At 63.9% G+C, this 17,154-nt stretch carries 18 protein-coding genes and 1 pseudogene; 6 read left to right on the plus strand and 13 right to left on the minus strand.

Annotation, left to right across the window (positions count from 1 at the left end):
• Positions 1-3: 3 nt before the first annotated feature.
• The 7 genes and pseudogenes from J3474_RS18265 to ndhC form a co-directional block, all read right to left on the minus strand.
• Positions 4-672 (minus strand): NAD(P)H-dependent oxidoreductase subunit E, encoded by a 669-nt coding sequence (locus tag J3474_RS18265; protein WP_013833769.1) that lies wholly within the window; start codon positions 670-672, stop codon positions 4-6.
• The gene (locus tag J3474_RS18270; protein WP_007015100.1) at positions 665-865 is read right to left on the minus strand and encodes a hypothetical protein; all 201 of its coding nucleotides are present in this window, start codon (positions 863-865) and stop codon (positions 665-667) included. Before J3474_RS18270 ends, J3474_RS18265 begins: the two co-directional genes overlap by 8 nt.
• Entirely contained in the window at positions 862-1,212 is a 351-nt protein-coding gene (locus J3474_RS18275; RefSeq protein WP_038575429.1) for a nuclear transport factor 2 family protein, read from the minus strand. Before J3474_RS18275 ends, J3474_RS18270 begins: the two co-directional genes overlap by 4 nt.
• A complete protein-coding gene (locus J3474_RS18280; RefSeq protein ID WP_013833771.1) occupies positions 1,209-2,420 on the minus strand; it encodes an NADH-quinone oxidoreductase subunit D in 1,212 nt (403 codons plus the stop codon). Before J3474_RS18280 ends, J3474_RS18275 begins: the two co-directional genes overlap by 4 nt.
• 14 nt (positions 2,421-2,434) lie before the next feature.
• A pseudogene (locus J3474_RS18285) lies at positions 2,435-3,046 on the minus strand (NADH-quinone oxidoreductase subunit C); the annotation flags it as partial.
• 8 nt (positions 3,047-3,054) lie between these two features.
• A complete protein-coding gene (locus J3474_RS18290) occupies positions 3,055-3,612 on the minus strand; it encodes an NADH-quinone oxidoreductase subunit B family protein (RefSeq protein WP_051010081.1) in 558 nt (185 codons plus the stop codon).
• The gene (ndhC, locus tag J3474_RS18295; protein WP_007015095.1) at positions 3,609-3,983 is read right to left on the minus strand and encodes an NADH-quinone oxidoreductase subunit A; all 375 of its coding nucleotides are present in this window, start codon (positions 3,981-3,983) and stop codon (positions 3,609-3,611) included. The genes J3474_RS18290 and ndhC overlap by 4 nt, the downstream gene beginning before the upstream one ends.
• Positions 3,984-4,578: 595 nt before the next feature.
• Here ndhC and J3474_RS18300 point away from each other — a divergent pair.
• Positions 4,579-5,772 carry an acetyl-CoA C-acyltransferase gene (locus tag J3474_RS18300; RefSeq protein ID WP_207095293.1) on the plus strand — a complete coding sequence of 398 codons (1,194 nt, stop codon included), beginning with the start codon at positions 4,579-4,581 and terminating at the stop codon, positions 5,770-5,772.
• A gap of 69 nt (positions 5,773-5,841) precedes the next feature.
• Here the strand turns inward: J3474_RS18300 and J3474_RS18305 are convergent, their stop codons facing one another.
• A complete protein-coding gene (locus J3474_RS18305; protein WP_207095152.1) occupies positions 5,842-6,315 on the minus strand; it encodes an SH3 domain-containing protein in 474 nt (157 codons plus the stop codon).
• Positions 6,316-6,396: 81 nt separating this feature from the next.
• Here J3474_RS18305 and J3474_RS18310 point away from each other — a divergent pair, with 81 nt between their 5' ends.
• From J3474_RS18310 to J3474_RS18320, 3 genes are all read left to right on the plus strand, one after another.
• Positions 6,397-7,416 (plus strand): D-glycerate dehydrogenase, encoded by a 1,020-nt coding sequence (locus J3474_RS18310; protein ID WP_207095153.1) that lies wholly within the window; start codon positions 6,397-6,399, stop codon positions 7,414-7,416.
• Positions 7,417-7,573: 157 nt separating this feature from the next.
• Positions 7,574-8,878 (plus strand): ammonium transporter, encoded by a 1,305-nt coding sequence (locus J3474_RS18315; RefSeq protein WP_207095154.1) that lies wholly within the window; start codon positions 7,574-7,576, stop codon positions 8,876-8,878.
• 17 nt (positions 8,879-8,895) lie between these two features.
• Positions 8,896-9,357: a DUF805 domain-containing protein gene (locus J3474_RS18320; protein ID WP_207095155.1), complete on the plus strand. Its 462-nt coding sequence runs from the start codon at positions 8,896-8,898 to the stop codon at positions 9,355-9,357.
• A 96-nt stretch (positions 9,358-9,453) separates the two neighbouring features.
• Here the strand turns inward: J3474_RS18320 and J3474_RS18325 are convergent, their stop codons facing one another.
• The 4 genes from J3474_RS18325 to J3474_RS18340 form a co-directional block, all read right to left on the minus strand.
• Positions 9,454-10,860, minus strand: a complete 1,407-nt coding sequence (locus J3474_RS18325) for a nitronate monooxygenase family protein (RefSeq protein WP_013833779.1) — start codon at positions 10,858-10,860, stop codon at positions 9,454-9,456.
• A gap of 31 nt (positions 10,861-10,891) precedes the next feature.
• Positions 10,892-11,635 (minus strand): class I SAM-dependent methyltransferase, encoded by a 744-nt coding sequence (locus J3474_RS18330; RefSeq protein ID WP_207095156.1) that lies wholly within the window; start codon positions 11,633-11,635, stop codon positions 10,892-10,894.
• 61 nt (positions 11,636-11,696) lie between these two features.
• Entirely contained in the window at positions 11,697-12,824 is a 1,128-nt protein-coding gene (prfB, locus tag J3474_RS18335; RefSeq protein ID WP_207095157.1) for a peptide chain release factor 2, read from the minus strand.
• 164 nt (positions 12,825-12,988) lie between these two features.
• The gene (locus tag J3474_RS18340) at positions 12,989-13,537 is read right to left on the minus strand and encodes a peroxiredoxin (RefSeq protein ID WP_207095158.1); all 549 of its coding nucleotides are present in this window, start codon (positions 13,535-13,537) and stop codon (positions 12,989-12,991) included.
• Between the two features lie 306 nt (positions 13,538-13,843).
• Between J3474_RS18340 and J3474_RS18345 the strand changes: the two genes are divergently transcribed.
• Both J3474_RS18345 and J3474_RS18350 read left to right on the plus strand, forming a co-directional pair.
• On the plus strand, positions 13,844-14,719 hold the full coding sequence (locus J3474_RS18345) for an SDR family NAD(P)-dependent oxidoreductase (RefSeq protein WP_013833783.1): 876 nt from the start codon (positions 13,844-13,846) through the stop codon (positions 14,717-14,719).
• Positions 14,720-14,809: 90 nt separating this feature from the next.
• Positions 14,810-15,685 carry a CoA ester lyase gene (locus J3474_RS18350; RefSeq protein WP_207095159.1) on the plus strand — a complete coding sequence of 292 codons (876 nt, stop codon included), beginning with the start codon at positions 14,810-14,812 and terminating at the stop codon, positions 15,683-15,685.
• A gap of 12 nt (positions 15,686-15,697) precedes the next feature.
• Here J3474_RS18350 and J3474_RS18355 read toward each other — a convergent pair whose 3' ends face one another.
• Positions 15,698-17,077, minus strand: a complete 1,380-nt coding sequence (locus J3474_RS18355) for a M28 family peptidase (protein WP_207095160.1) — start codon at positions 17,075-17,077, stop codon at positions 15,698-15,700.
• Positions 17,078-17,154: the final 77 nt, after the last annotated feature.

A 17,154-nucleotide genomic window follows, 5' to 3' on the forward strand; every position in this document is an offset into this window, starting at 1 on the left:
GACTTACCACTCTCCCCGGTAATCGTGATTTTCGGTGACCATCTCCTTGAGGGTGGTCGGGCCACCCGAAGGTTCGACGGTGTGACGGCCCGGCTCCTGCGTCCCGGCCTTGGGCGTCTCGCCCTTGGCCAGCGCGTCGAGCACGGCATCGAGGCGCTCGGGAGTGAGGTCCTCGTAGTTGTCGTCGTTGATCTGGACCATCGGCGCGGAGGCACAGTTGCCCATGCACTCGACCTCGGTGAACGACCACATGCCGTCGGGCGTGGTGTGGCCCTTCTTCATGCCGCGCTTCTTGCAGGCCGCGATGATGTCGTCCGAACCGCGCAGCATGCACGGCGTGGTGCCGCAGACCTGAACGTGGAAGCGACCGATCGGCGCGATGTTGTACATCGTGTAGAACGTGGCGACTTCGACAACGCGGATGATCGGCATGTCGAGCTGTGCCGCGACGTATTCCATCACCGGGATCGGCAGCCAGCCTTGCGTGTTTTCTTCGGCACCGACCTGGCGCTGGGCGAGGTCGAGCAGCGGCATCACCGCCGAACGCTGACGGCCCGCCGGATAGCGCGCGACGATGTCCTTAGCCTTCTCGGCATTCTCCGCGGTCCACGCGAAGTTGCCCCAACGGGCCCGCAATTCGGGCGTATCGGGTTCGATATAGCGGTCAGCCATGCTTACCCCTGCGCTTCAGCCACTGGTCCTGGCCGAAAAGAAACATTTCAAATCCGCCGATCGCGGTTACCAGCATCGCCAGCAAGGGCGACGGGGCGGTATCGAGATAGAGCGCGCCGAAGTAGCAGACGGCGAGCACGAGGCCCGTCACTGCCGCCCAGACGCGGGTCAGTTCAAGCGTGTTGAATTTCACCGGATAAACTCCACCCGCGAGCACTTGTCGCCTTCGAAGCTGTAGACGGCCAGCACGTCGAACGGCTCGACAAGTTCGGAGCCGTCGGTTGCCGGGCCGCGCGTGACGTGTTCGCGCAGGACGACGTAGTTGTCGGTCTCTTCTCGCGAAACGATCTCGGCCCTGTTCTGCGGCCACCTGGCGAAAGCCGCCTTGAGGCCCGAACGCGTGCCTTCCTTGCCCTCACGGACAACTGCGCCGCGATAGTTCGCTTCGCTGGCTTCGTCGGTCATGTAGGTCACGTAGAGATCGGCGTCCTGCGCATTGTAGGCGGCGATCATGGCCTCTGCGATTGCGAGCTTGCTCAACGGTCGCACTCCCCGAACACGACGTCGATGGCGCCCAGGATGGCGGTCGCGTCAGGCAGCATGTGGCCCTTGGACATGAAGTCCATCGCCTGCAGGTGCGAGAAGGCGGTCGGACGGATCTTGCAGCGGTACGGCTTGTTGGAACCGTCCGAGACGAGATAGACGCCGAATTCGCCCTTGGGGCTCTCGGTGGCGACGTAGACTTCGCCGGCCGGAACGTGGAAGCCCTCGGTGTAGAGCTTGAAGTGATGGATCAGCGATTCCATCGAGCTCTTCATCTCGCCGCGCTTGGGCGGGCCGACCTTGCGGTCCGCAGTCATGACCGGACCTTCCGGCATCTCGGCAAGGCACTGCTTCATGATGCGCGCGGACTGGCGCACTTCCTCGACGCGGACCATGAAACGGTCATAGCAGTCGGAGTTGGTACCGACCGGGATCTCGAAGTCCATGCGGTCGTAAACGTCGTAGGGCTGGCTCTTGCGGATATCCCAGGGGATGCCCGCCGCGCGGATCATCGGGCCCGAGAAGCCCCAGGCCAGCGCATCTTCACGGCTCACCAGTGCGATGTCGACATTGCGCTGCTTGAAGATGCGGTTGTCGACGACGAGGCTCATCGCGTCCTCGAACAGCGTCGGCAGGCGCGTGTCGAGCCAGTCGGCGATGTCGGTCAGCAGCTTGAGCGGCACGTCCTGGTGGACGCCGCCGGGGCGGAACCACGCCGAGTGCATGCGTGCGCCCGAAGCCCGTTCGAAGAAGTTGAGGCAGTCCTCACGGATCTCGAACAGCCACAGGTTCGGGGTCATCGCGCCGACGTCCATGACGTGGCTGCCGATGTTGAGCATGTGGTTGCAGATGCGGGTCAGCTCGGCGAACAGCACGCGCAGGTACTGGGCGCGCAGCGGAACCTCGAGGTTCAGCAGCTTCTCGATCGCCAGGACGTAGCTGTGCTCCATGCCGAGCGGCGAACAGTAGTCGAGCCGGTCGAAGTAGGGCAGCGCCTGAAGATAGGTCTTGTTCTCGATCAGCTTCTCGGTGCCGCGGTGCAGCAGGCCGACGTGCGGATCGATGCGCTCGATGACCTCGCCGTCGAGCTCCATGACCATGCGCAGAACGCCGTGGGCCGCCGGGTGCTGCGGGCCGAAGTTGATCGTATAGTTGCTGATGATCTCGTCGCCGGTAGTCGGCGACTGCTCGAGCTGCATGCTCATGCCTTGTCCCCTTCCGCCTTTTCATCGCCCGGCAGCACGTATTCCGCGCCTTCCCAAGGGCTCATGAAGTCGAACGAGCGGAAATCCTGGGCCAGCTTGACCGGTTCGTAGACCACACGCTTGTCCTCTTCGGAGTAGCGCAGTTCCTGGTAGCCGGTGAGCGGGAAATCCTTGCGGAAGGGATGACCCTCGAAACCGTAGTCGGTCAGGATGCGGCGCAGGTCCGGATTGCCGGCGAAGATCACGCCGTACATGTCGAACACTTCGCGCTCGAGCCAGCCCGCGTTGGGCCAGATCGTCGTGACGGTCGGCACCGGCGTGCTTTCAGCGGCACAGACCTTCACCATCAGCCGGTGGTTCTTCGTCACCGAAAGCAACATGTAGACGACTTCGAAACGCTCGGCGCGCGACGGATAGTCGACGCCGGCCATTTCCATGAGCTGTTGATACTCATGATTGTCGCGCAGCAGGCGCAGCGCGTTCTCGATCTGGTCGCGGACCACGGTCAGCACGACTTCGCCGTGCTCTTCCTTGGCCGAGACCAGCATCGATCCGAGCGCAGCGGAGAGCGCGTCGATGACGCCTTCGTTGGACGCAAACTTGGGGGCGGAATGCAGTACGGGCATGGGGGCCATTACCTCTCGAGCGTACCGGCGCGGCGGATCTTGCGCTGCAGCTGCATGACGCCATAGAGCAGCGCCTCGGCAGTCGGCGGGCAGCCGGGCACGTAGATGTCCACCGGCACGATGCGGTCACAGCCGCGCACGACGCTGTAGCTGTAGTGGTAGTAGCCACCGCCGTTCGCGCACGAACCCATCGAGATGACGTACTTGGGGTCCGACATCTGGTCGTAGACCTTGCGCAGCGCCGGGGCCATCTTGTTGCACAGGGTGCCGGCCACGATCATCACGTCCGACTGACGCGGGGAAGCGCGCGGCGCGGCGCCGAAGCGCTCCATGTCGTAGCGCGGCATGTTCACGTGGATCATCTCGACCGCGCAGCAGGCAAGGCCGAAAGTCATCCACCACAGCGAACCCGTGCGGGCCCACTGGAAAAGTTCTTCCGTCGAGGTAACGAGGAAGCCCTTGTCCGAAACTTCCTGGTTGAGGTCTTTGAAAAACGCCTGGTCGGGCGGCGTAACTGCGCCACCCTGACCCATAGGCTGTCCGGTGCTGTCCACGAGAGTGCTCATTCCCAGTCCAGAGCTCCCTTCTTCCATGCATAGGCGAGGCCAATGGCCAGTTCGCCGAGGAACACCATCATCGTCAGCCAGCCAGCCCAGCCCGTGACGTCGAGCGAGACCGCCCACGGAAACAGGAACGCTGCTTCAAGGTCGAAGATGATGAAGAGAATCGCCACCAGGTAGAAGCGCACGTCGAACTGGCTGCGCGGGTCCTCGAATGCGGGGAAACCGCATTCGTACTCGCTGAGCTTGTCCGAGTTCGGATTGTGCGTCCCGGTCAGACGGGCGACCGCCATGGGCAGGAACACGATAATCCCGGAGAGCGCCAACGCGATCACCAGGAAAATCAGAATCGGCAAATATTGCGACAGATCAGTCAATGGTCATGGCCTCGTACCGGTGAGGGCTGCCGGACTTGGCCTGAGCGGCGTCCGGTCGTTGCGCGCGCTCTTAGGCCAGCCCTCCGGCCATCGCAAGGGAGGCAATCGGATAATTCCGGCCTTCTTCATCGCGATGCAGCAAGATTGATAGCTCGCAAATGCCATGCCTCGCCCCCTGCGGCGCGACCGCGACCGGCGCATATCCGCCAGCGATCACCGGAAAAGCCCCTGAATTGCGCGGGATTGCCCCACACGGGCTCTGCGCAGGTACAACCGAGCCAAGCACGCCTGGACGCAACCACCCTTCTTCAGCGGTAATCCGGCAAAAATCGAGGAACGCGCCGCAGCCGGTGCCGCAGGGACCAATCGCTTACACCGTGGCTTACCCAGCGCGACTCGGCACACTTCGGATCGAGTGAGCGGGAGCCGAACGCAGACAACTTTCCGTCATGGGATTATCATCGTCACACCCCATAGCTGCGGAGCGTTTACCCGCCCGCGAGCCCAGTTGTTCTTTTGGACAGCCCGATTGCTTTTGATGCAATGCAGCATTAGATCACCTGTCAACTGTTCTTCCATGCAGAAAGGCAAAGTCATGGCCCAGATTTCGGCTAACGACCCCATCGTCATCCTCTCCTATGCACGCACGCCCATGGGCGGCCTGCAGGGTGTGTTCGCTGATGTCTCGGCCACAGATCTCGGCGCCACCGCGGTCAAGGCCGCGGTCGAACGCTCGGGCGTTGCGGGCGAAGACGTCGAACGCATCTACATGGGCTGCGTCCTTCCCGCCGGTCTCGGACAGGCCCCTGCCCGCCAGGCAGCGCTCAAGGCCGGACTGCCCAAGTCGGTTCAGGCCACGACCGTCAACAAGGTCTGCGGTTCGGGCATGCAGACGGTGATCATGGGCGCCGAGGCACTCGCTTCGGGCTCGCTCGACCTGATCATCGCGGGCGGCATGGAATCGATGACCAATGCCCCCTACCTGGCCAAGAAGCATCGCTCGGGCGCCCGCGCCGGCCATGACACGCTCTACGATCACATGTTCCTCGACGGACTCGAGGATGCCTACGAAGGCGGATCGATGGGCTCCTTCGCGCAGGTAACCGCCGACGAGTACCAGCTGACCCGCGAAAATCAGGACGACTTCTCCATCGAATCGCTGCGCCGCGCGCAGGAAGCGATCACCAGCGGCGCGTTCAAGGACGAAGTCGTTCCCGTCACAGTCAAGACGCGCAAGGGTGAAGTCGTAGTCGATACCGACGAGCAGCCGCCCAAGGGCAACCCGGACAAGATCCGCACCCTGCGCGCCGCCTTCGCCAAGGACGGCACGATCACCGCCGCCAGCTCCAGCTCGATTTCCGACGGCGCCGCTGCCGTCGTCATGAGCCGCGCCAGCGTTGCTGCCGCCAAGGGCCTCAAGCCGGTCGCCACCGTCGTGGGCGTTGCGGCCCATGCGCATGAGCCCGCCAAGTTCACCACCGCACCGGTCGGCGCGATCACCAAGCTCCTCGACAAGGTGGGCTGGCAGCTTTCCGACGTCGACCTGTTCGAAGTGAACGAAGCCTTCGCCTGCGTGGCGATGTTCGCGATGCACGACCTCGGCATCCCGCACGACAAGATCAACATCCACGGCGGCGCCACCGCTCTGGGCCATCCGATCGGAGCCTCGGGCACCCGCATCATCGTGACGCTGATCAACGCGCTCAAGGACAAGGGCCTCAAGCGCGGCGTCGCCAGCCTCTGCATCGGCGGCGGCGAAGCCACCGCGATTGCGGTCGAACTGGCCTGATCGTCCTCAGGCGATAACGATTCGAAGGAAGGGCCCTGCCGGTAACGGCGGGGCCTTTTCATTTGGGGCTCAGGGCTCGCCTGTGCCCCAGAGGCGCTCGCTCGGCACGAAGCCCTTGTGCCCTTCCACATCGAAAGCGCACCAGCCAGACTCGCAATTGCCGAGCAGGCCCACGACGCCCGGCTCGATGCGCCAGAGAACCGGCGAACCGGCCTTGCCCTCGGCATGCATCTCGATGAGGCCGTCACCCGTCACGATGGCCGATCGCTGGCGCGAAAGCAGCAGGTCGCGCATCCATCCCTTGTCCCCGTCGGGATCTTCGATCAGGCGCCAGGGACCCTCGCGGCGCACGATCTTCACCGGCAGATGCTCGCGCTTGTAGACCCAGGCAATCCGGTAGGATTCCCCGGGACCTACGCGCAAGTTCGCAAGGTCGGTATCGATCGAGGCCCAGTAAGGCACCTTGTCGTCATCGCCCGCATGGGCAGGCACGGACATGCCGCAAAGGGCAACCAGAGGGATCAGGAACTTCCAGCGGATCATGCCGGCTATTTACGCCTGCCTGACATTTCCCATCAAGGTTTCTTGACCCGGACCCTGTGGAAGGCATAGCCGGATAATGACATGACCTTCGTGACCGACTCTGCTTCCGCCCGCGTTTTCGACGGCCCTCCCCGCGTGATCGTTACGCGGCGCCTGCTCCCCGCAGTGGAAGAACGCATGGCGCAACTCTTCGACGTTTCACTGAATCGCGAAGACAGGCCGATGTCGCGCAACGAACTGGCAGCGGCCCTGCAAGATTGCGACGTTCTGGTGCCGACCGTCACCGACACGATCGACGTCGACCTCATCAAACAGGCAGGCGAACGCCTGGGGCTGATCGCCAACTTCGGCGCAGGCACCGAACATATCGACCTTGCCGCAGCCCGCGCCCGCAAAATCATGGTCACGAACACCCCTGGTGTCTTTACTGACGATACCGCCGACCTGACGCTCGCGCTGATAATCCTCGTCTCGCGCAAGTTCAGCGAGGGTGCCCGCGTCCTGCGCGAAGGCCGTTGGCAAGGATGGGGACCGTCGGCCATGCTCGGCCACAGCCTGGGCGGCAAGCGCCTCGGTATCGTCGGCATGGGCCGCATCGGTCAGGCCGTTGCCCACCGCGCCCGCGCCTTTGGCATGCAGATCCATTACCACAACCGGCACCGCCTGCCCTCTTCGCTGGAGAACATGGTCTCCGCGCGCTACGAGGCCGATCTCGACAGGCTGGTCGCCGAGGCAGACATCCTCACCTTTCATTGCCCTGCCGCGCCAGATACCGCTGCGCTGCTCGACCGTCGCCGGCTATCGCTGATGAAGCCTGGGGCCTGCGTCGTTAACACCGCGCGCGGCCAGATCATCGACGAGCAGGCCCTGATCGAAGCCTTGACCGAGCAGCGCATCGGCGGCGCTGGCCTCGACGTCTTCGCCAACGAGCCGAACGTCAATCCGCAGCTACTCGCGGCGCCCGGGGTTGTCGCCCTGCCCCACCTCGGCAGCGCTACCGAAGAAGGACGCGGCGCTGCCGGAGAGCGGATCATCGCCAATATCCAGTTCTGGGTCGACGGACACCGTCCTCCCGACCAGGTACTGCCCGAACTTCCCTGAACCGCGTGCCGCCCCGGCACGATCATTACGCCATTCATGCCATCGATATGGCAGAACATGCTGCAAACGCTTGTCTCATGACGAATGAGTGCTCTAAGGCGCCCCGCAGGAGGAACACAGCGACCTCGCGAAGCGTGGCCTGAAGGGGAAATCTCAAATGAAAAAGCAGTGCTTGCTGCCGCTTGCCGGCATGCTCGCAGTCCTGCCGGGCATGGCCCTGGCGCAGGACGGCCGAATCGATGTGAGCAACAGTGGTGACACGGCGTGGCTGCTGGTATCTTCCGCGCTCGTCCTCATGATGGCCGCGCCCGGACTGTCGCTGTTCTATGGCGGACTCGTTCGCGCGAAGAACTTCCTGTCGGTGCTGGTCCAGTGCGGTGCGATCGCCGCCATCGCCTCGGTGCTGTGGATCGCGGTCGGCTACACCCTCGCCTTCGGCAATGTCAGCAATGGCTGGCTGGGTGGCGGCAATGCCTGGATGCTCGGCAATCTGGGCAATGTGCGCGCCGGAACCGAGGTTCCCGAAAGCGCCTTCGCCCTTTTCCAGATGACCTTCGCCGCGATTACCCCCGCACTGATGGCGGGCGCCTGGGTCGACCGTGCCCGCTTCGGCTGGGTCATCGCCTTCTGCGCCCTGTGGAGCCTCGTGGTCTATGCGCCCGTCGCACACTGGATCTGGGGCGGCGGCTGGCTGGCGACCGGCCTTGGCACGCTCGATTGGGCCGGTGGCATCGTCATCCACACGACCGCAGGCGTATCGGCACTGGTCATCGCGATCATGCTGGGCCGCCGCAGCGGCTTTCCCAATACCCTGATGCTGCCGCACAGCCCGTCGCTGACGATGGCCGGCGCGGCGCTGCTCTGGGTCGGCTGGTTCGGCTTCAACGGCGGCTCGGCGATTGCCGCCAACGACGATGCGGCCGCCGCGATCATCGCGACCCATGCCGCGGCGGCGACGGCGGCCCTTGTTTGGCTGCTCGTCGAACGCTTCACCGTCGGCAAGCCCACCAGCGTCGGCTTCGCAACCGGCGCCATCGCCGGGCTTGCCACTGTCACGCCCGCAGCAGGTTTCATCTCGCCCGGTGCGGCAATCCTTTTCGGCGCTGCCGGCGCGGTGGTGTGCTACTACGCGATCCAGCTGGTGAAGCAGAAACTTGCCATCGACGACTCGCTCGACGTCTTTGCCGTGCACGGCGTGGGCGGCATGCTCGGCTCGATCCTGCTCGGCATCTTCATGTCGCAGAGCCTGGGCGGCGTGGGCTACGGTGAAGGCATGACCATGGCCAGCCAGACCGCCGCGCAGTTCATCGGCGTGGGCGTGACAATCCTGTGGTCGGTGATTGCCAGCGTCATTCTCGCGGTCATGGCCTCGGTTGTCTTCCCGATGCGCGTCAGCGAAGATGCCGAGCGCGAAGGCCTCGACATCACCAGCCACGGTGAGCGGGCCTGGGAGTTCGACTGATTCAGAGAAAGGTCAGAATGACAGCCGGAGAAAACAGGCCCTTGCGCCGCCTCGCGATGGAGGCCTGCGCACGCAGCCTCGATTTCTCCGGCCGTTCCTCGCGCCGCGAGCTGGCGGCGTTCCTCGGCTGGGCCATCGGCCTCGACCTTGCCCTCAATCTGCTGGCAAGGATCATATTCGAAGGCGATACCGAAAGCTGGGTTCGCCTTGTCCTCGATACCCTCCTGTTTCTCCCCGTCTTCGCCCTCTTCGCCAGGCGCCTGCATGACCTTGGGCGCAGCGGCTGGTGGATGCTCTTCGTTCTCGTCGCAATGGCCCGCACCTTCGGGCTCAAGGCCCTCGGCGTTGCCGGCTATCCCAATGTGCGCGACGCGATCGAGAGCTGGACCGACCTGCTCAACTGGGTGCTCGTTCCCGGATTCCTGATTGTCGCCGTCGCAGCGCTCTTCATGCCAGCAAGGCGTTCAGCTTCCTCCTAGAGCAAAGCGCACGAGAACCCGCGCATCTACAAACGCAAACGGCCGGCGAGGACATCTCCCCGCCGACCGTCCGAATTCGGCAATTGCCCTTGGCGATCAGTCGCCGGTGAGGATCCGGTCGACCAGTTCCTTGACCGTGGGCGTGAAGCCGTTCGAGTAGAACGGGTCCTGCTTGAACTTGTAGGCCGCATGGCCTGCAAACATCAGGTTCTCTTCTACCGGACCGCCATGGGCGATGTCCTGCAGCGTCTTCTGGATGCAGAAGCTACGCGGATCGGCAAGCCGGCCCGTGGTGTAGTCGTCATGGTCCTTCCACGAGGAGAATCCGCAGTGCGACAGGCAGCCCATGCAGTCGGCCTGATCCTGGCGGATCTCATCGCGTTCCTGCGGATTGACGAAGATGATCGTATCGTCGGGCGTACGCAGGCCATCGGTAAAGCCCTGTGCCGACCACGAGCGGGCGCGATCCAGATCCTTCGGCGCGACCCAGAAGTTCTTGCCCTTCACGCCGACGTCGAGACGCACGGTATGTTCGCCGGCCTCGACCTTCGAATACGGAATCTGACGTTCCGAACGCGCTTCGAGATTGCGCAGGAACGGGTTGCGCACGGCCGAGGAATAGAATCCCGTGGGCGAAAAACGGTGCAGCAGCACGTCGCCCGGCTCCAGATCGCGAAGTGCGTCCTTCCACGCCTGCGGGATCGGACTTTCATGCGTCAGCAACGGACGGGTGCCGAACTGGAAGGCAATCGTGCCGAGTTCGGGATTGTCGATCCACTCGTTCCAGTCGCGCAGGTACCATACGCCGCCGGCCATCACGATCGGCACATCGTCTGAAATGCCTTCCTTGCGCATCGTGTCGCGCAGCGCCTTGACGCGCGGATAGGGATCTTCCGGCTTGAGCGGATCTTCCGCATTCGACAGGCCGTTGTGGCCGCCGGCAAGCCAGGGGTCTTCGTAGACTACCGCCGCCATCAGCTCGGACACCTTGTGATAGGCCCGCTTCCACAGCGCGCGGAAAGCGCGCGCGGAGCTGACGATCGGCAGGTAGCTGACGTTGAAGCGCGCGGCGATCTCGGACAGGCGATAGGGCATGCCCGCGCCGCAGGTCACGCCTGTGACCATGCCGCGGGTCTTTTCCAGCACGCCTTCGAGAACCTGCTGGGCGCCGCCCATTTCCCAAAGGACGTTGATGTTGATCGCGCCCTTGCCGCTGGCAATGTCGTAAGCGCGGCGCACCTGCTCCACGGCGCCATCGATGGCGTAGCGGATCAGTTCCTCATGGCGTTCCTTGCGCGTAAGGGCGTGGTAAACCTGCGGAACGATCTTGCCTTCCGCATCGTAGGAATCAGCGTTGACCGCGCTGACGGTGCCGATTCCCCCGGCCGCCGCCCAGGCGCCGGAACTGGTGTGGTTCGTGGCGGAAACACCCTTGCCGCCCTCGATGAGCGGCCAGACTTCACGTCCGCCATAAACAATCGGCTTGAGACCCTTGAAACTCATAAACTCTCTGTCTTTCCCCCTGGCGTAACGCTCAGTCCAGTGAAGCCGTCTTATCGCCAGACAACCGGCAAGGTACGATATCTGCAGGCTCAGGCCGTGCACTACCAGCCTCGAACTGCGCATAGTAACCCTGCAGTTCCGGCTTACGAACAAATTCGGTCAAACGAAAGCCCAGCGACGCGAATTCACAGAAAAGCAGTTCGGGCGGGATGCCATGCTCGTCTGTCGGACGATCGACATCAACGACGATGACCTTTCCGCCCTTGCGCAGGGCCGGGCGCAAACGCCACAGGAATGCATAGGGCTCGGTGACCTCATGATACATGTGGACGAGCATGATGCGGTCGAAGCTGTCTGGCGGCAATCGCGGGTCGTCTTCGGTCCCCAGAACGATGGAGACGTTCTCCAGCCGCTCACGCAGGACGCGTTGGCCCAGTTGCTCGTTGGCATCGCGGTCGATGTCCTCGGCGAGGACACGGCCCTTCTTGCCGACGCGTTGCGCCAGCCGGACAGTGTAATAGCCCTCGCCCGCACCGATATCGGCCACGCTCATCCCCTCACGGATGTCCGCGAGGTTCATCACGACGTTGGCTTCATTGACGCTGTCGCGCTCCACTTCCGAGGAAACGGAGTTCGCTCCAAGTCGCGAAACGGGGCGATCGGCGACCGGAAATTCACGCGAAGTCTCGGGCCTGCCGTCATCGGCAGGCTTCTGCTGGCAGGCAGCGAGAGCCAGCGCAAAAACCACACAGGAAAGGCGGCGAGACAAAAACATGCAGCCCCTTAGCGACTCGCCGAGGACTTGGCAAAACCTCTCATGCGGCCCATCGCTCAGGTCAGTCGATATCCTCGACGTCGGCCTTTTCACCCGTCACGCGCTGTGACAGCGCCGCAGCCATGAAGGCGTCGAGTTCGCCGTCCAGCACGTCGCCGGGCGAAGTCGAAACGACGCCGGTGCGAAGGTCCTTCACCTGCTGATAGGGCTGCAGCACGTAGGAACGGATCTGGTGGCCCCAGCCGATATCGCTCTTCGAGGCGTGTTCGGCGCTGGCCGCTTCCTCGCGCTTGCGCATTTCTTCCTCGAACAGGCGTGCCTTGAGCATGCCCATCGCGATCTCGCGGTTCTTGTGCTGCGAACGGTCGATCTGGCTGGCAACCACGATCCCGGACGGCTGGTGGGTGATACGCACCGCCGAGTCCGTGGTGTTGACGTGCTGACCGCCGGCGCCCGACGCGCGGTAGGTGTCGATTTTCAGGTCGGCCGGGTTCACCTCGACCTCGAAGCTGTCGTCGATCACCGGATAGACCCAGACCGACGAGAAGCTGGTGTGACGGCGTGCGGAACTGTCATAAGGGCTGATGCGCACGAGACGGTGGACGCCGCTTTCGGTCTTGGCATAACCGTAGGCGTTCTCGCCCTTGATCAGCAGCGTGCAGCTCTTGATGCCCGCCGCTTCGCCAGAGTGATAGTCGACCAGCTCGACCTTGTAGCCCTTGCGCTCTGCCCAGCGCGTATACATGCGCTGCAGCATCTCGGCCCAGTCCTGGCTCTCGGTACCGCCGGCACCGGCATGGACTTCGAGGTAGGTATCGTTGCTGTCGGCCTCGCCGGCGAGCAGTGCCTGGACTTTGTCCGCATCGGCACGATCGGCCAGCTGCGCCAACGTGGCGAGCCCCTCGTTGACCGTGTCCTCATCGCCTTCCATCTCGCCCAGCTCGATGAACTCGACGGCGTCGGCCATCTCGCGGCTGATCTCGTTGACCGTCCCGATCGAAGCTTCCAGCCGGCGACGCTCCTTCATGACCGCCTCGGCTTCCTTGGGCTTGTCCCAGAGCGTGGGATCCTCGACGCGGGCGTTCAGCTCGTCGAAGCGGCGCAGCGCGCGATCCCAGTCCAGGAACTTGCGCACAAGCGCGAGCGCCTTTTCGATACGGTCAATGTGGGCCTGCCCTTCGGCACGCATGGCACGAAACTCCAATGAAACTGCGGCGCACCGCTTAGCGAAGTGCAGCCGATTGTAAAGCGGCGCGGCGATCGGGTCGCAATCAGCGGGCGACAAGCCAGCGCTACTACCCGCAGATATCGGGATTGTTCAAGGCCCCGCAAGAGGCCGCAAGGCTACGCCGTTCAGGGGCGCTTTTTCGCCAGCACCTTCACTGCCGCCAGGGTCATCTTCACGTGATCGCGATAATCGAGATCGGAATGGATGAAGACGACCTTGCCGCTCTGGTCGATGACGTAGCTCACCCGGTCGGCCATACCCTGCGGCTTGCCATCCCGCGCAAGGGCGACGTCGTATTCCTTGATGATCTTCGGCGTGGCGACGGCGACGGCAAACTTGTCGCGGCAGGCCTCGGTCGAGAACTTCTTGAGGGTAGGCAGATCGTCGGCCGACATGCCGACGACGGTGGCGCCCAGTTCCGCGAACTCCGGCGTCGCTTCTGCAAAGGCATGCGCTTCCAGGGTGCAACCCTGCGTGAACGCCTTGGGGTAGAAGTAGAGGACGACCGGACCGCGCTTGAGCGCCTGCTTGAGGTCAAAGTCGACCTCCTTGCCCGCCTTCGCACCCTTGGTGCTGAACTCGGGCGCGGTCGCGCCCATCGGCAGGGCAGCCTGCGCTACCGACGATGCTGCAAGGAATCCGATGGCGAACAGGGGGGCTAGGATGCGTTTCATGCCCTCAGTCTGCGCGTCGTGATGGGGCCTGTCCAGCCCTTGAAAAGATGACCCGTAAAGATACGCATGGCGATGCCGTCCGAGGCCAAGTATCGACAACACAGGCCGTTTCACCGTAAACATCTTCCTGAACCTGGCCTGACTCGGCTATGGAACAGCCGCGATCCTGAGACAGGACGCGCCATGGAGAGAGGACGAATGGAGAGGCAACTCGTCACGCGTGCCCTGATCGGCAGGACCGCCTGGCCTACCTCCCGCCCGCGTCCGGCAATCGTTTCCTGACATTCGCCACCGAGGGAGAGAAGATTGACCCAGTCAAGTCATCGGCGCGTGATCGTCATTACCGGCGCCAGCTCCGGCATCGGCAAGGCCACGGCGGAAGTCTTCGCCCTCATGGGCTGGCATGTCATCGGCACCGGCCGCACGCCGGAGCGCTGCGATGCTGCCGAGGAAGAAATCCGCGCCATCGCCTCTCCCGAGGCACGCGTCGATTTCCTGCGCGGCGACTTTACCGAGATGTCGGATGTGCGCCGCATTGCGAAAGAAATCGCCCAGCTCACCGATTGCATTCACGTACTCGTCAACAACGCCGGCGGTGTGCGAGACGGCTATTACCGCACTTCCGAAGGGCTGGAGGCGACATTCGCCACCAATCATCTCGCCCCGTTCCTGCTCACGCGCGAACTGCTTCCCCAGCTTGAGTATGCAGCCAAGGATTCCCCGGCGGGAACCGTGCGCATCATCGCCGTTGCAGCAGACGGCCATGCCAGCTGCCAGGCGATGAACTGGGACGACCTGATGCTGCTGGAAGGTTTCGCAACCACCGAAGCCTACAGCCAGGCGAAACTGGCGAGCCTCCTGTTCACCCGCGAACTGGACCGCCGGCTCTCGCCCATGGGGATCGTGGCCCAGGCGGTAAACCCGGGATGCGTAGGCTCCAACTTCGCCAGCCACGGCGATGAGTTGATCCAGGATGCCATGGCCCGCAGCCCCTGCACTCCGCCCGAACACCCGGCCCGCACGATCATGTGGCTGGCCACTTCGCCGGAAGTCGGCGAACAGGGCGGACGCTATTTCCGCGACCTGGCCGAGATCCAACCGGCACCGCAGGCCCGGGACGACCGTGCGGCCAGCCGCCTGTGGATGGAGAGCGAACGCATCCTCGAAACCATCGGCTGCTGATCTTCGCGGCGCCGACATTTGGTCTTCCCAGACACTTGACCCCGCGGCCCGCTCCGCCGCAAGGGAACAGGCAAGCCAGAGGAAGACACGATGACTGCACCGACTGACCGTCCGCGCCGCAGTGCGCTCTACATGCCCGCCTCGAACGCCAAGGCAATTGCCAAGGCGCGCAGCTTGCCCTGCGACGTCGTCATCTTCGACCTCGAGGATGCCGTAGCCCCCGAATTCAAGGCCGAAGCGCGCGCGGCTGCCGTCGCTGCCGTGGAGGAAGGTGGTTTCGGCCACCGCGAAGTCGTCATCCGGGCCAACGGCATCGATACCGAATGGGGCATCGACGACCTTGCTGCCATCGCATCGACCGGGGCCGACGCCGTGCTGGTGCCCAAGGTCGATTCCCCGGCCGACATCGCCCGTTATGAAGACGCCCTGAAAGGGGCGCACAAGGACATGCAGCTCTGGACCATGATCGAGACCTGCGCGAGCGTGGGCAATCTCGATGCCATTGCGCAATGCGCACGCAGTTCGCGCCTGTCGCTGTGGATCATGGGAACCAACGATCTCGCCAAGGAAATGCGCGCGCAGCTTACGCCCTGCCGTACGCCGTTCCTGCCGTTCCTGTCGATGGCGGTTGCCGCCGCGCGCGCGCATGGCGTCGCCATCCTCGACGGCGTGTGCAATGAATTCCGCGACCTCGAGGCATTCGAGGCCGAAGCGCGCCAGGGGCTGATGTTCGGCTTCGAGGGCAAGAGCCTGATCCACCCCGCGCAAGTCGAGCCGTGCAACACGGTATTCTCACCCAGCGAGGCGGACCTGGCCTGGGCGCACAGCGTCATCGACGCCTTCGCCCAGCCCGAAAACGCCGGCAAAGGCGCGATCCGCGTGGATGGCAAGATGACCGAACTGCTACACCTGGAACAGGCCCAGCGGCTCGTCGCCGTTGCCGGGCGGATCGCTGCCGCCGCCTGACGCCTCTGCTGCTTACTCGCCGCCTTCAGCCGCCGGAACCGACGCGATCGGCTCCGGCGTGTTGGCGATGACCTTGAGCACCGCCGTCCAGGCATCGACGTTCTGCTGCAGGGCAATCGGATCGACCTTGTCGAGCGTATCGTCCGGCGTGTGGTGCAGGTCGAAGTAATGCATCCCGTCCTGGCCGAGATCGATCACGGCAAGCTTCTGGTGCGCGATGATCGGGGCAACGTCGGCGCCGCCCTCGGTAGGACCGTCATGCGGCACGATGCCCAGCGGCCATAGCGCCGCCTTCACCTTATCCACCAGTTCGGCATTGGCCTGGGCGAAAGTCGTCTTGAGCTGCCAGACCTTGTCGGCGCCGAAGTCGCTTTCCATCGCAACGGCATGGGGTTCGCTGCCATGGACCTTCACGTAATGATCGCCGCCGCCGCCGGTGATGCCCATTTCCTCGTTGCCCGACCACAGCACGCGGATCGTGCGCAGGGTCTGACCATCTTTCTGCGCCGCCAGGGCCGCGGCCGTGATGATCCCGCAGCCCGAAGCATCGTCGATCGCTCCTGTGCCCAGGTCCCAGGAATCGAGGTGGCAGGCGAGCAGGATGATCGGCAGCGAAGGATCGCGCCCCGGCAGTTCGGCCACGACATTGCCCGAAGGCGCATCGGGAAACGGCTTGCCCATCAGCTTGAGGTCGATGCTCATCGGCTTGCCGCGCGAGGCGATGCGCGCGATCAGGTCGGCGTCGGGATTGGATACAGCCCCTGCCGGGATCGGCTTCACATCCTTGGCGAAAACCGTGGCGCCGGTATGCGGATTGCGGTGACTGTCCGTGCCGGCCGAGCGGATGACGATGCCGGCAGCCCCTTTCTGCGAAGCGATCGTCGGCCCCTTTCGGCGGACATCGCCATAGGGTCCGTAACCCGAACCGTCCTGCGTGGGACGCATGGCATGGTCGACGAAAGCGATCTTGTCCTTCAGCGATCCTTCGGGGGCTGCTTCGAGCGCGGCCAGCGTCGGGAAATAAACCAGTTGACCCTTGAGGCCCTGCGCCGGGGTCGGCACCGAGAAACCCAGAGCGGTGATCGCCAGCGGCTGCCGATAGGGCGCCGTCAGGCGGGCATGTTCCTCTCCGCGCTGCCAGGCCAGGGTCTTGAACTCCTCGACCGAAACATCGCTGAAGCCGAGCGCTCTGAGCCGGGCCTGCGCCCAGTCACGGGCGCGCGCTTCGGCCTCGGAACCAGCAAGGCGCGGGCCGATTTCGGTGGTGAGACCTTCGACGATGTCCCAGGCGACGCCTGACCCTTGCGTGGGCGTAGCGCTGGCAGGAGCGGCGTTGAAGGAGGCGAAAGTGGTCGCTGCAAGCAGGGCAGCGCAAAAGGTTTTGCGTAGCATGGACAATGCCTAACGCCCTGCCTCGACATTTCCAATCCCAAGTCTCAGAACTTGACCGGACCAATTCACGGCAGGTC

The organism is Novosphingobium sp. PY1, from assembly GCF_017312445.1.
Taxonomy (GTDB): domain Bacteria; phylum Pseudomonadota; class Alphaproteobacteria; order Sphingomonadales; family Sphingomonadaceae; genus Novosphingobium.

Excerpts from the sequence above, each read along its gene's own strand:
- J3474_RS18265 (WP_013833769.1), bottom strand. The coding sequence starts at position 672 with ATGGCTGACCGCTATATCGAACCCGATACGCCCGAATTGCGGGCCCGT.
- J3474_RS18280 (WP_013833771.1), bottom strand. The coding sequence starts at position 2,420 with ATGAGCATGCAGCTCGAGCAGTCGCCGACTACCGGCGACGAGATCATC.
- J3474_RS18290 (WP_051010081.1), bottom strand. The coding sequence starts at position 3,612 with ATGAGCACTCTCGTGGACAGCACCGGACAGCCTATGGGTCAGGGTGGC.
- J3474_RS18300 (WP_207095293.1), top strand. The coding sequence starts at position 4,579 with ATGGCCCAGATTTCGGCTAACGACCCCATCGTCATCCTCTCCTATGCA.
- J3474_RS18305 (WP_207095152.1), bottom strand. The coding sequence starts at position 6,315 with ATGATCCGCTGGAAGTTCCTGATCCCTCTGGTTGCCCTTTGCGGCATG.
- J3474_RS18310 (WP_207095153.1), top strand. The coding sequence starts at position 6,397 with ATGACCTTCGTGACCGACTCTGCTTCCGCCCGCGTTTTCGACGGCCCT.
- J3474_RS18315 (WP_207095154.1), top strand. The coding sequence starts at position 7,574 with ATGAAAAAGCAGTGCTTGCTGCCGCTTGCCGGCATGCTCGCAGTCCTG.
- J3474_RS18320 (WP_207095155.1), top strand. The coding sequence starts at position 8,896 with ATGACAGCCGGAGAAAACAGGCCCTTGCGCCGCCTCGCGATGGAGGCC.
- J3474_RS18325 (WP_013833779.1), bottom strand. The coding sequence starts at position 10,860 with ATGAGTTTCAAGGGTCTCAAGCCGATTGTTTATGGCGGACGTGAAGTC.
- J3474_RS18330 (WP_207095156.1), bottom strand. The coding sequence starts at position 11,635 with ATGTTTTTGTCTCGCCGCCTTTCCTGTGTGGTTTTTGCGCTGGCTCTC.
- prfB (WP_207095157.1), bottom strand. The coding sequence starts at position 12,824 with ATGCGTGCCGAAGGGCAGGCCCACATTGACCGTATCGAAAAGGCGCTC.
- J3474_RS18340 (WP_207095158.1), bottom strand. The coding sequence starts at position 13,537 with ATGAAACGCATCCTAGCCCCCCTGTTCGCCATCGGATTCCTTGCAGCA.
- J3474_RS18350 (WP_207095159.1), top strand. The coding sequence starts at position 14,810 with ATGACTGCACCGACTGACCGTCCGCGCCGCAGTGCGCTCTACATGCCC.
- J3474_RS18355 (WP_207095160.1), bottom strand. The coding sequence starts at position 17,077 with ATGCTACGCAAAACCTTTTGCGCTGCCCTGCTTGCAGCGACCACTTTC.